The organism is Streptomyces sp. NPDC015125 (assembly GCF_043080045.1).
Classification (GTDB): Bacteria; Actinomycetota; Actinomycetes; order Streptomycetales; family Streptomycetaceae; genus Streptomyces.
The window spans coordinates 212621-225228 of sequence record NZ_JBIBVF010000001.1; the positions used below are offsets into that span (position 1 = coordinate 212621).

Annotated in this window: 11 protein-coding genes; 2 read left to right on the forward strand and 9 right to left on the reverse strand. The window is 70.2% G+C overall.

The window, feature by feature from the left end; all coding sequences use genetic code 11:
* Positions 1–118: 118 nt before the first annotated feature.
* Positions 119–250 carry a hypothetical protein gene (locus ACF088_RS00920; RefSeq protein WP_088800221.1) on the reverse strand — a complete coding sequence of 44 codons (132 nt, stop codon included), beginning with the start codon at positions 248–250 and terminating at the stop codon, positions 119–121.
* Positions 251–603: 353 nt separating this feature from the next.
* Here ACF088_RS00920 and ACF088_RS00925 point away from each other — a divergent pair, with 353 nt between their 5' ends.
* Positions 604–1230 (forward strand): Uma2 family endonuclease, encoded by a 627-nt coding sequence (locus ACF088_RS00925; RefSeq protein WP_392373227.1) that lies wholly within the window; start codon positions 604–606, stop codon positions 1228–1230.
* A 67-nt stretch (positions 1231–1297) separates the two neighbouring features.
* Here the strand turns inward: ACF088_RS00925 and pruA are convergent, their stop codons facing one another.
* Positions 1298–2929, reverse strand: a complete 1632-nt coding sequence (gene pruA, locus ACF088_RS00930; protein ID WP_392373228.1) for an L-glutamate gamma-semialdehyde dehydrogenase — start codon at positions 2927–2929, stop codon at positions 1298–1300.
* A 237-nt stretch (positions 2930–3166) separates the two neighbouring features.
* Positions 3167–4093 (reverse strand): proline dehydrogenase family protein, encoded by a 927-nt coding sequence (locus ACF088_RS00935; RefSeq protein ID WP_392373229.1) that lies wholly within the window; start codon positions 4091–4093, stop codon positions 3167–3169.
* Positions 4094–4408: 315 nt separating this feature from the next.
* On the opposite strand from ACF088_RS00935, the gene ACF088_RS00940 reads away from it, so the two are divergent.
* On the forward strand, positions 4409–5773 hold the full coding sequence (locus ACF088_RS00940; protein ID WP_392373231.1) for a PucR family transcriptional regulator: 1365 nt from the start codon (positions 4409–4411) through the stop codon (positions 5771–5773).
* Between the two features lie 19 nt (positions 5774–5792).
* Here the strand turns inward: ACF088_RS00940 and ACF088_RS00945 are convergent, their stop codons facing one another.
* From ACF088_RS00945 to ACF088_RS00970, 6 genes are all read right to left on the reverse strand, one after another.
* A complete protein-coding gene (locus tag ACF088_RS00945) occupies positions 5793–6392 on the reverse strand; it encodes a TetR/AcrR family transcriptional regulator (RefSeq protein WP_392373232.1) in 600 nt (199 codons plus the stop codon).
* Positions 6393–6485: 93 nt separating this feature from the next.
* On the reverse strand, positions 6486–6971 hold the full coding sequence (locus tag ACF088_RS00950) for a PRC-barrel domain-containing protein (RefSeq protein ID WP_392373233.1): 486 nt from the start codon (positions 6969–6971) through the stop codon (positions 6486–6488).
* A gap of 135 nt (positions 6972–7106) precedes the next feature.
* On the reverse strand, positions 7107–8699 hold the full coding sequence (gene serA, locus ACF088_RS00955; protein ID WP_392373235.1) for a phosphoglycerate dehydrogenase: 1593 nt from the start codon (positions 8697–8699) through the stop codon (positions 7107–7109).
* Positions 8700–8969: 270 nt separating this feature from the next.
* Positions 8970–9968 (reverse strand): ketol-acid reductoisomerase, encoded by a 999-nt coding sequence (gene ilvC, locus ACF088_RS00960; protein WP_030087743.1) that lies wholly within the window; start codon positions 9966–9968, stop codon positions 8970–8972.
* A gap of 100 nt (positions 9969–10068) precedes the next feature.
* Complete coding sequence (ilvN, locus tag ACF088_RS00965; RefSeq protein ID WP_030816355.1) at positions 10069–10593, reverse strand: acetolactate synthase small subunit; 525 nt, start codon at positions 10591–10593, stop codon at positions 10069–10071.
* Between the two features lie 40 nt (positions 10594–10633).
* Positions 10634–12493: an acetolactate synthase large subunit gene (locus ACF088_RS00970; protein ID WP_392373238.1), complete on the reverse strand. Its 1860-nt coding sequence runs from the start codon at positions 12491–12493 to the stop codon at positions 10634–10636.
* Positions 12494–12608 lie beyond the last annotated feature (115 nt).

Here is a 12608-nt window from a genome sequence, read left to right on the forward strand (position 1 = left end):
CCCTGGTGCTCAGGAGAGAAAGAGCCACCGGGCCACGGACAGCCGGATCCGCCAGCAGCAGCGGCAGGGCACCGACGCCGGCCGAGACAGCACCGACCCGGGTCGCGCGCGCATCATCTCAGTGCCCGGTGGAGCCGCCGTTGTCACGGCGGTCGAGGGCGCGCTGGAGAGCGGCCGCGGCGTTCCTGCGGTCGGCGTCGCTGGTCGTACGGGCGGAGTGACGGGTCCTGCGGACGGCAGTCTCAGCCATGATTCACGTCTCCTATGCCAGAGCCCCGAGAACAAATGGGATGCGTAGATCCAGAAGCGGCCGGAAAAGGCGGGGGCCTCGGCACGGCAGGGGTCACCTGCGCTTGCGCACCGGGCCGCATCCGCATCCGCTCGATCGAGCGTTACGTTCGGCTTCCTACAACGCTAGGACAGCTCGGCCGTGATGTCTGCACAATTACTTGGGCTTCCTACTATCTGAGACGGCGACCGCGTACTCGAACGAGTGATCTACGGACATTCGCAGGTCGAGGGCGCGCACGGCTTCCTAGGTTAAGGGTGTCGCTTGTGCCGCCCGGCCAAGCCCGCCCGCACTTGAGGAGGAGGTGCTGCACCATGACCGCTCTCGCACCCGAGGCGCCCGGATCCACGCCCGGACTGGACCTGGACGAGCTCCTGTGGCAGGCATGGAAAGCCATGGAACTCCCCGAGGGCCTTCGCGCCGAGATCGTTGAGGGGTTCATCGAGGTGTCGCCCACCGGACGTTTTGCACACGGCCAGATTGCCAATCAGCTTCGCCGCGCCATCGACAAGCACCTGGACGAGGGTGAGTGGGCCGCGTATCAAGACATGAACATCGTCCACGATCGCAAGGTCTGGATCCCCGACTGCTTCATCGCACCGGAATGCCCCGAGGAACATGTCACCGACGACGGCATCGGCCTCAAGGCATCCGCCGTCCAGTTGGTCGTCGAGGTGGTCCCCCCGGAGCACGATGGCATCGAGCGTGATCGGGAGCGCAAGCGCCACGCCTACGCCGGCGCCGGCATCCCCGTCTATGTCCTCATCGATGATCACGACGGCCACGGCACGGTCACCGTACTCGCCGCGCCCCTCCCCGACGAGTCGGTCTACACGGACGTGCGCCGCGCGCGGTACGGCATCGACGTGATCATCCCCGACGGCCCCGCCAAGGGCTTCACCATCGGCGAGGCGATCACCGGACCGCCGCGCAACGCCTGAGAGCACGCCGACGGCCCGGCTCCCCTCCTGCTTCCAGGGGCCGGGCCGTCGGCGTGCGCGCGGGGCGTCAGCCCATGTGCGGGTAGCGGTAGTCCGTCGGCGGGACCAGCGTCTCCTTGATGGAGCGGGTGGAGGTCCAGCGCATCAGGTTCTGCTTGGCGCCGGCCTTGTCGTTGGTGCCGGACGCGCGGCCGCCGCCGAAGGGCTGCTGGCCGACGACGGCGCCGGTCGGCTTGTCGTTGATGTAGAAGTTGCCGGCCGCGAAGCGCAGCAGCTCGCAGGTGCGGGCGGCCTCGGCACGGTCCCGGGCGATGACGCAACCGGTCAGGCCGTACGCCGAGGCGGACTCCATCTGGGTGAGCATCGCGTCGTAGTCGGCATCGTCGTAGACGTAGACGCCGAGGATCGGGCCGAAGTACTCGTCCTTGAAGATCTCGTTCTCCGGGTCGGTGGAGACCAGGACCGTCGGGCGGACGAAGTAGCCCTCGCTGTCGTCGTACGTGCCGCCGGCCACGACCTCGACCGTCGGGTCGGCCTTGGCGCGGTCGATCGCCGCCTTGTTCTTGGCGAACGAGCGCTCGTCGATGACGGCGGACATGAAGTGCGACAGGTCCGAGACGTCGCCCATGGAGAGGGCGTCGACCTCGGCCGCGAACTCTTCCTTGAGGCCGCTGTTCCACAGCGACGCCGGGACGTACGCACGGGAGGCCGCGGAGCACTTCTGGCCCTGGAACTCGAAGGCGCCACGGGTCATGGCGGTCTTCAGCACGGCGCGGTCGGCCGAGGGGTGGGCGACGATGAAGTCCTTGCCGCCGGTCTCGCCGACGAGCCGCGGGTAGGTCTTGTAGTTCTCGATGTTGTTGCCGACCGTCTTCCACAGGTACTGGAAGGTCTTGGTCGAACCGGTGAAGTGGATGCCCGCCAGCTCGGGGTGGGTCAGCGCCACCTCGGAGACGTCCTTGCCGTCGCCGGTGACGAGGTTGATGACGCCCTTGGGCAGCCCCGCCTCCTCCAGCAGCTGCATCAGCAGCACGGCGGCGTAGGTCTGCGTCGGGGACGGCTTCCAGACCACGACGTTGCCCATGAGGGCGGGCGCGGTCGGGAGGTTGCCGGCGATCGCGGTGAAGTTGAAGGGCGTGATCGCGTAGACGAAGCCTTCGAGGGGGCGGTGGTCCGAACGGTTCCAGACGCCCGGGGAGTTCGCCGGGGGCTGCTCGGCGAGGATCTGGCGCGCGAAGTGCACATTGAAGCGCCAGAAGTCGATGAGCTCACAGGGGGTGTCGATCTCGGCCTGCTGGGCGGTCTTGGACTGGCCGAGCATGGTGGCGGCGGCCATCGTCTCGCGCCAGGGGCCGGAGAGCAGGTCGGCGGCCTTGAGGATGATCGCGGCGCGGTCGTCGAAGGACAGCGCGCGCCAGGCCGGGGCGGCGGCCAGCGCGGCGTCCACCGCGTCCTGGCCGTCCTTGACGGTGGCGTTGGCGTACGTGCCGAGGCGGGAGGCGTGGTGGTGCGGCTGGACGACGTCGAAGCGCTCGCCGCCGCCCATCCGGTGCTCGCCGCCGATGGTCATCGGCAGCTCGATCGGGTTGCCGGCCAGCTCCTTGAGCTTGGCCTCCAGACGGGAACGCTCCGGGCTGCCCGGGGCGTAGGTGTGGACCGGCTCGTTCACCGGCACGGGGACCTGGGTCACAGCGTCCATAGCGGCCGTGTCTCCTTCGATTTCGCTCGTCGGTTGTCGTACGTCGGTGGTGCGGCCGCGGCCGCGTCGGGTGGGCGGCTGCGGGCGGCGCCGTCCGGGAGGCACCCCGGGCTTCCAGCATCCACCCGCGCCCGCCCCCACGGGGCGATCAGCCGCGGGTCGCCGGCGACCTCGGGCTGCAGACTCCCGGGGGATGACCCCCGGCCCCCCAGCCGGGGACGCGCGGACCCTCGGTCGTCAGCCGCGGGTCGCCAGCGACCTCAGGAAGAACCCGAGGTTCGCGGGGCGCTCGGCGAGCCGGCGCATGAAGTATCCGTACCAGTCGGTGCCATAGGGGATGTACACCCGCATACGGTGCCCGTCGGCGACCAGTCGCTGCTGCTCGGCCTCGCGGATGCCGTACAGCATCTGGAATTCGTAGTCGGCCGGCTTGCGCCCGTTGCGGTGAGCCAGCTCCTGGCCGATGGCCACCATCCGCGGGTCGTGCGACCCGATCATGGGGTAGCCCTCCCCGGCCATCAGGATCTTCAGGCAGCGCACATACGCCTTGTCGACCTCCCGCTTGTCCTGGAAGGCGACGGTCGCGGGCTCTTTGTACGCGCCCTTGACCAGCCGCACCCGGGAGCCTTCCCCGGCGAGCGCACGGCAGTCGTCCTCGGTACGGAAGAGGTAGGACTGCAGCACCGCGCCCGTCTGGGGAAAGCGTTCCCGCAGGTCGGCGAGGATCGCGAGGGTGGAGTCGACGGTGGTGTGGTCCTCCATGTCGAGGGTCACGGTCGTCCCGGCCTCGGCGGCGGCCTCGACCACCGGAGTGACGTTCTTCAGCGCCAGCTCGTGGCCGCCGGCCAGCGCCTGCCCGAAAGCGGACAGCTTGACCGACATCTCGGCCTTGACGCCGAGTCCTTGCTCCTTGAGGGCCGCGGCCAGGTGCAGGTAGGCATCGCGGTTGCGCAGCGCCTCGGCCGGGTCGGTGATGTCCTCGCCCAGGTGGTCGAGGGTGACCTCCAGGCCGCGCGCGGCCAGCGACCGCACGGCCGCCATGGACTCGTCCAGGCGCTCGCCGGCAACGAACCGGTCCACCACGGGGCGGGTGACCGGGGCGGCCGCGACAATGCGGCGGATGCTGTTGCTGCGCGCTGCGGCGAGGAGCACGGGACCCAGCATGGGCACCTCCACGATTCAGGGGGACAAGTACCGGCGGACGCCGGACGGGACGAACGCGTCGGCAAGATTGAGCCACCTGAAACTTAAGGATCCCGCCACTTCCCGGCCATCGACAGCTGTCACGCCTTCGTGGTCGGGATCTCAGACAGATGTATGAGAATGAGGGAGTGACGACCGGGTCAGTGGTGCCGGAGACACGAGAGGTGTCCGAGGCACTGGTGATACCGGTGGTGTGGTGGCAGGAGACCGGTGGTGTGACGGCAAGTGGTCGGTAGCGACCGGTGGTGTGACGACAGGAGAGGAGCCGGGCGGCGGATGCGGGGCGATTACCAGCAGCTCGTGGACGAGATCTCGGCGGCGCTCGGCGCCCCGGCGACGCTGGAGGACCGGGATTTCGGACTGATTGCGTTCGGCGCGCACGAGGGCGACGACGACGAGGTCATGGACCCCGTGCGGACCCGCTCGATCCTGCAGCGCCGCTCGTCGGCGGCGGTACGGGCCTGGTTCGAGGCGTTCGGTATCGCCCGCGCCCGGACGGCGCTGCGCATCCCGCCGGACCCGGCGGCCGGGGTCTTCAAGGGCCGGATCTGTCTGCCCGTACGCCATCGGGGCATCGTGCACGGCTATGTCTGGCTGCTGGACGACGGACATCTGACCGATCTCGAACTGGGCAGCCGTGGCGCGCCGCCCGACCCGCGGATCGCCCAGGCGATGGAGACCGCCGCCCGGATCGGCGCACTGCTGGCCGACGAGGCCCGCGCCGGGTCGGAACTCGGCGATCTCCTGCGGGAGTTGCTGGCCGCACCACCCGCCGGACGACCGGCTGCGGCGGCCGCGCTGAGCGATGCGCTGCGGGACAGTCTGCGCTTCACCCCGGGCATCCCGCTCACCCTGGTCGCGGTGCTGCCCTGGGACACCTCGGACACCGACCTGGCGCCACTGCCCGGCCTGCCCGGCCTGCTGGCGGCGTGTGCGCTGCCCGCGGGCGGGCCGGCCCTCCCGGCCGAGCGGGCGGACGAGACGGACGCCACCACGCCACCCGCGGGCGGGCCCACCGGCCGCGCCGGGGCGGGCGCCCGCCCACGGCGCCCGGCCGCCGCGCCCGCCCTGGCCGCGCTGGTGCGTCTGCGCGCGGCCGGCGCGCTCGCCCCGGCCCATGCGGTGGCCGAGCAGCTGCTGCGCTCCCCGCGCGCGGGCGCCGTACCGGCCGAGGGCCGGGCGGCACACGGCGGCACGCGCAACGGCGGCCCCGCCGGACACCCCCCGCCCCGGCCGGGCGCCGCCGGAATCGGCGCCGGGACACCGGAGCTGACCGATCTCCCGGCCACCTGGCGAGAAGCGCTGGACGCGGCCCGCGCCGCCCGCGCCGAGCCCCGGCTGGGCCCGGTCACCCAGTGGGACGCCCTCGGCCCGTACCGCATGCTGACCGCACTGCCGGACACCGCACCCGACCCGGCCATCGGCCCGCTGCTGGCCCCCGCTCACACCGAACTCGCGCGCACCGCCGAGGTGTTCCTCGACTGCGCGGGCCAGGCGAGCCGCACCGCACAGGCGCTGGGCATCCACCGTCAGACGCTCTACTACCGCCTGGGCCGGGTGGAGAAGCTGACCGGCCTCGACCTGGACGACGGCGAGCACCGGCTGCTGCTGCACATGGCGCTGAAGGCGGCGCGGCTGTGAGGGAGTTGCGCGCCGCAGACTACTTCGGGCCCAGCACCTCGCCCGCGGTGACCCGGCGCAGTGCGGTCGCCAGGTCCTGACCGGAGGGCATGGCGTCCGGTGTGAGCAGCGACTGGACCATCAGGCCGGTGAGCAGGGCCCGGTAGAAGGAGCCGACGATGCGTGTCGCCTCCGGGTCGACCTCGGCGTCCGGCACCCCTTCGAAGGCCGCGACGAGCCCCTCGCCGCCCTCCGGGAGCACCTCGCCGATCGCCTCACGCAGCGCCGCGTCGCGCGGCAGCAGCCCCAGCACCTCGACCTGCGCGGCGATGAACTCCCGTTCCGTGGCGATCCGTTGCAGGACCGAGTCCCAGACCGCGGCAAACCGCTCCAGCGGATCCGCGTCCCCCTTCTCCGCCCCGCCGTCGGCGGCCGGCGCCTGGGTCACGCTCGCGCCCCACTCCTCGCTGGACGCGATGATCGCCTGGCGCATCAGGGCGTCCTTGGAACCGTAGTGGTAGCCGATGGAGGCGAGGTTGGCGCCGGATGCGGCCACGATGTCCCGGGCGGTGGTGCGCGCATACCCCTTCTCCAGGAGGCAGCGTTTGGCACCCTCCAGAAGGTCTTCACGGTGTCCCATGCGAGCAGCCTATCGCCGCACATACGCTCGTACCAGACGCCCGTATTAAACGGACGTATACCTTCCAGGAGTGGGGCGCCGCGGGCCGCGGTCTCACGTCCGCGGGTTCCGGACATCCTGCTCGCCGCCGGGTGTGTCGTCAGGGTGCGAGGTATCGCCGGAGCCCGGATTCGGCGTGCCACCGGAGCCGGGATCCGGCGTCCCCCCGGAACCGGAGATCCCACCGGGGCCCGCCATGTCGCCGGGGCCCGCCATACCCGGCCGGGCCATCCCGTAGTGGCGGTAGAGCTCGTCCTCTTCGGAGGGGTCGAGATGGCCGTCGGCGTCGATCCGCGGCGCCGCCTTGATGGTCTCCTTGGCGTGCGGAACATGCAGCTCATCGCCGGTCCGGCGGGCTCCGGCGAGCGGGATGAACGCCTCCTTCATCCCGAACAGCCCGGTGCGCACCGTGACCCACTCGGGGTCGTTGGTGGCGTCGTCCCGGTAGACCTGCTGCACCTTGCCCACCTTCGTGCCGTCCGCATCGACCACCTGCAGCCCGGTCAGACTCCGGGGGGCGTCCTCCAGGGGCGCATTCATGGCGTTCCCTCCTTCCGCACGCACCGGCGGGGGCACGCACACTTCCCATTGCGCGACGCCGCCCCCGCAGACGCAACCGGGCCCGGACTCCGCTGAAGCGGGGTCCGGGCCCGTTGGCCTGCGAAAACCTGCGGATCAGTCGCCGAGGTTCACCGCGCGCACCGAGGTCGCGCCGATCTCCTCGGCGATCTCGGTGAGCACATTCGGGGGGATCGTGTCGTCGACGGTCAGCGCGACCAGCGCCTCGCCACCGACGTCGGCCCGGGAGACCTGCATCCCGCCGATGTTGATGCCCGCCTCGCCCAGGATCCGGCCGACGGTGCCGACGACACCGGGGCGGTCGCTGTAGCGCATGAAGGCCATGTGGTCCGCGAGCGACAGGTCGATGGAGTGCTCGCCGACCGCGACGATCTTCTGGGTGTTCTTGTGACCCGACAGCGTGCCGGAGATCGACACCTCGTCGCCGCCCGCGAGGGTGCCGCGCACGGTCACCACGTTGCGGTGCTCGGGCGACTCGCTGCTGGTCGTCAGCCGCACCTCCACACCGCGCTCCTGCGCGAACAGCGGGGCGTTGACATAGGACACCGTCTCGTCCACGACATCCTCGAACACGCCCTTGAGCGCGGAGAGTTCGAGCACCTTGACGTCGTGCTGGGTGATCTCGCCGTACACCTCGACATCGAGGCGCATGGCGACCTCGCCGGCCAGCGCGGTGAAGATCCGGCCCAGGCGCTCGGCCAGCGGCAGGCCCGGCTTCACGTCCTCGGCGATCACACCGCCCTGGACGTTGACCGCGTCCGGCACCAGCTCGCCGGCCAGCGCGAGCCGCACCGACTTGGCGACCGAGATACCGGCCTTCTCCTGCGCCTCACCCGTCGACGCACCGAGGTGCGGCGTGGCGACGACCTGGTCGAACTCGAAGAGCGGCGAGTCGGTGCAGGGCTCGGTCGCGTAGACGTCGAGGCCCGCGCCGGCCACCCGGCCCTCCTTCAGCGCGGTGGCCAGCGCCGCCTCGTCGACGATCCCGCCACGGGCGGCGTTGACGATCCGGACGGACGGCTTGACCTTGTGCAGCGCCTCGTCGCCGATGAGACCGACGGTCTCGGGCGTCTTGGGGAGGTGGACGGTGATGAAGTCCGCGACCTCCAGCAGCTCGTCCAGGGTCAGCAGCTTGACGCCCATCTGCGCGGCACGGGCCGGCTGGACGTAGGGGTCGTAGGCGACGACCTTCATACCGAACGCCGACATCCGCTGGGCGACCAGGACGCCGATCCGGCCGAGGCCGACCACGCCGAGGGTCTTCTCGCTGAGCTCGACGCCGGTGTACTTGCTGCGCTTCCACTCGCCGTTCTTCAGGGCAGTGTTGGCCTGCGGGATGTTGCGGGCCGTGGCGACCAGCAGACCGCAGGCCAGCTCGGCGGCGGTGACGATGTTGGAGGTCGGGGCGTTGACGACCATCACGCCGGCCTTGGTGGCGGCGGAGACATCAACATTGTCCAGGCCCACGCCCGCGCGGGCGACGACCCTGAGCTTCCTGGCGGCGGCGACGGCCTCGGCGTCGATCTTCGTCGCGCTGCGCACGAGGACGGCGTCGACATCGGCGATCGCGGGCAGCAGCTCGGCGCGGTCCGCGCCGTTGCAGTGCCGGATCTCGAAGTCCGGACCGAGGGCGTCGACGGTGGCGGGCGACAGCTCTTCGGCGATCAGTACGACTGGTTTCGGGCTCACGTGGTCTTCAGTCCTCACTAGTCCTTCGCGGACGGCCGTCCCGACGGCCGAAGGCGGTGAAGGGGGAAAGCCGCGTGGAAGACGCACGACGCTGTGAGCCTGACGCGCTTGTGATTGGCAAGTGTAGTGGCGGTGGGGGGCGCGTCCTGTGCCGGTGCGTAAGGATCACCCGTGCGTGGTTCTACGCGGTGGACAAGGCGTCCCGGCGGTCGTGGCCGGGCGCATGGACGAGGGGGCCGCGAGCGTTTCGCGACCCCCTGTCCGTTCGGCTTACGCCTCGTCGTCCACCCAGCTCATCAGCTTGCGCAGCTGCTTGCCGGTGGTCTCCAGGAGGTGGTCCTCGTCGGCCTTCTTGTACTCGTTGTACTTCGGCAGACCGGCGTTGTACTCCGCCATCCAGTTGTTGGCGAAGGTGCCGTCCTGGATCTCGGCGAGCACCTTCTTCATCTCGGCCTTGGTGTTCTCGTTGATGATCCGCGGGCCGGTGATGTAGTCGCCCCACTCGGCGGTCTCGGAGACCGACCAGCGCATCTTCTCCAGGCCGCCCTCGTACATCAGGTCCACGATCAGCTTCAGCTCGTGGAGGCACTCGAAGTACGCGATCTCGGGCTGGTAGCCCGCCTCGACCAGGGTCTCGAAGCCGGCCTTGACCAGCGCCGAGGCGCCACCGCACAGGACGGCCTGCTCACCGAACAGGTCGGTCTCGGTCTCCTCGGTGAAGGTGGTCTTGATGACGCCGGCGCGGGTGCCGCCGATGCCCTTGGCGTAGGAGAGCGCGAGCGCGAAGGCGTTGCCGGTCGCGTCCTGCTCGACGCCCGCGATGCACGGGACGCCGCGGCCTTCCTCGTACTGGCGGCGGACCAGGTGGCCCGGGCCCTTGGGGGCGACGAGGGCGACGTCCACGCCGGCCGGGGGCTTGATGAAGCCGTAGCGGATGTTCAGGCCGTGGCCGAAGAACAGCGCGTCGCCGTCCTTCAGGTGGTCCTTGATGGACTCCTCGTAGACCTTGGCCTGGATCGGGTCCGGCACCAGGATCATGATGACGTCGGCCTCGGCCGCCGCCTCCGCGGGGGTCACCACGCGCAGGCCCTGCTCCTCGGCCTTGGCCTTGGACTTGGAACCCTCGTGCAGACCGACGCGCACATCGACACCCGAGTCGCGCAGGGACAGCGCGTGGGCGTGGCCCTGGCTCCCGTAGCCGATGACCGCGACCTTGCGGTTCTGGATGATGGACAGGTCGGCATCGTCGTCGTAGAACAGCTCGGCCACTTCGGGTATCTCCTTGGATCTAGCGGGGTGCCCACACAGTACGTCGGGCGGGGTGTGGAAAGTCGGTGGGTCTCGCCATACGGTCCGGTCGGGCCGCAGGTCAGGCCGAACGGTCCAGTGCGCGCAGCGAGCGGTCGGTGATGGACCGGGCGCCGCGGCCTATGGCGATGGTGCCGGACTGCACCAGTTCCTTGATGCCGAACGGCTCCAGCATCTTGAGCATCGCCTCCAGCTTTTCGCTGGATCCGGTGGCCTCGATCGTGACGGCCTCGGGCGAGACGTCCACGGTCTTGGCGCGGAAGAGCTGGACGATCTCGACGATCTGCGAGCGGGTCTCGTTGTCGGCGCGGACCTTCACCAGGACCAGCTCGCGCTGGATCGCGGCGCCCGGCTCCAGCTCGACGATCTTCAGGACGTTGACGAGCTTGTTGAGCTGCTTGGTGACCTGCTCCAGCGGCAGCGACTCGACGCTGACCACGATGGTGATGCGGGAGATGTCGGGGTGCTCGGTGACCCCGACCGCAAGCGAGTCGATGTTGAAGCCGCGGCGGGAGAACAGCGCGGCGATCCGGGCGAGGATGCCGGGGGTGTTCTCCACCAGGACGGAGAGCGTGTGCTTGGACATGGTCTTCTCTCTTCTTCCGTGCGTCCGTGACGTCCTGGGTTCAGTCGTCTTCGCTGTCGCCGAAGTCGGGACGCACGCCCCGGGCGGCCATGACCTCATCGTTGGAGGTGCCTGCGGCGACCATCGGCCACACCTGGGCGTCCTCGTGGACGATGAAGTCGATCACGACCGGGCGGTCGTTGATGGCGTTGGCCTTGGCGATGACCGCGTCCAGCTCGGCCGGGTCCTCGCAGCGCATCGCCACGCACCCCATCGCCTCGGACAGCTTCACGAAGTCCGGGATACGGGTGCCCGCGCTCGGCTGCTTGCCGTCGGCCTCGGGGCCGGAGTGGAGCACGGTGTTGGAGTAGCGCTGGTTGTAGAACAGGGTCTGCCACTGGCGGACCATGCCCAGCGCGCCGTTGTTGATGATCGCGACCTTGATCGGGATGTTGTTCAGCGCGCAGGTGACCAGCTCCTGGTTGGTCATCTGGAAGCAGCCGTCGCCGTCGATCGCCCAGACCGTACGGTCCGGCTGACCGGCCTTGGCGCCCATCGCCGCGGGGACGGCATAGCCCATCGTCCCGGCGCCGCCGGAGTTCAGCCACGTCGAGGGCTGTTCGTAGCCGATGAAGTGGGCGGCCCACATCTGGTGCTGGCCGACGCCCGCGGCGTAGATGGTGTCGGCGGGGGCGAGCTGCCCGATCCGCTCGATGACCTGCTGCGGGGAGAGGCTGCCGTCCTCGGGCAGGTCGTAGCCGAGCGGGTAGGTGTCACGCCAGCGGTTGAGGTCCTTCCACCAGGCGGTGTAGTCGCCCTTGTGGCCGGCGTCGTGCTCGGCCTGGACGGCGACGATCAGGTCGGCGATGACCTCGCGGGCGTCACCGACGATCGGCACGTCCGCGGCACGGTTCTTGCCGATCTCCGCCGGGTCGATGTCCGCGTGCACGACCTTGGCGTACGGCGCGAAGGAGTCCAGCTTGCCGGTGACGCGGTCGTCGAAGCGGGCGCCGAGGGTGATCAGCAGGTCCGACTTCTGCAGCGCGGTGACGGCGGTGACCGCGCCGTGCATACCGGGCATGCCGACGTGCTGCGGGTGGCTGTCGGGGAAGGCACCCAGCGCCATCAGGGTGGTGGTGACGGGGGCGCCGGTCAGCTCGGCGAGCACCTTCAGCTCGGCGGTGGCGCCGGCCTTCATCACCCCGCCGCCGACGTAGAGCACCGGGCGCTTGGACTCGGCGATCAGCCGGGCGGCCTCGCGGATCTGCTTGGCGTGCGGCTTGGTCACCGGGCGGTAGCCGGGGAGCTCGGTGTGCGGCGGCCAGACGAAGGTGGTCTGTGCCTGGAGAGCGTCCTTGGCGATGTCGACCAGGACCGGGCCCGGGCGGCCGGTGGCCGCGATGTGGAACGCCTCGGCGATCGTCCGCGGGATCTCGGCGGGGTCGGTGACCAGGAAGTTGTGCTTGGTGATCGGCATCGTGATGCCGCAGATGTCCGCCTCCTGGAAGGCGTCCGTGCCGATCGCCTTGGACGCGACCTGACCGGTGATCGCCACCATCGGGACGGAGTCCATATGGGCGTCGGCGATCGGGGTGACGAGGTTGGTGGCACCCGGGCCCGAGGTCGCCATGCACACCCCGACCCTGCCGGTGGCCTGGGCGTAGCCGGTGGCTGCGTGGCCGGCGCCCTGCTCGTGGCGCACCAGGACGTGCCGGACCTTCGAGGAGTCCATCATCGGGTCGTACGCAGGGAGGATCGCACCGCCGGGGATGCCGAACACGGTGTCGGCCCCGACCTCCTCGAGCGAACGGATCAGCGACTGCGCACCCGTGACGTGCTCGACGGCGGCGGGCTGCTGCGGTCCGCCGGAGTGACGGGCCCGCGGCTGCGGATGGTGGGCCCCGGAGGCCTGCTCGGTCATCTGCGTCTCTTCTCGAAGCTGAGGGTTTTGACGGATATGTGAGGTTGCTATGCAACAAAAAACCCCCCGTGCCAGGTGGCAAGCGAGGGGAGCGCGTCGGTGTGCGAGCCGGGTT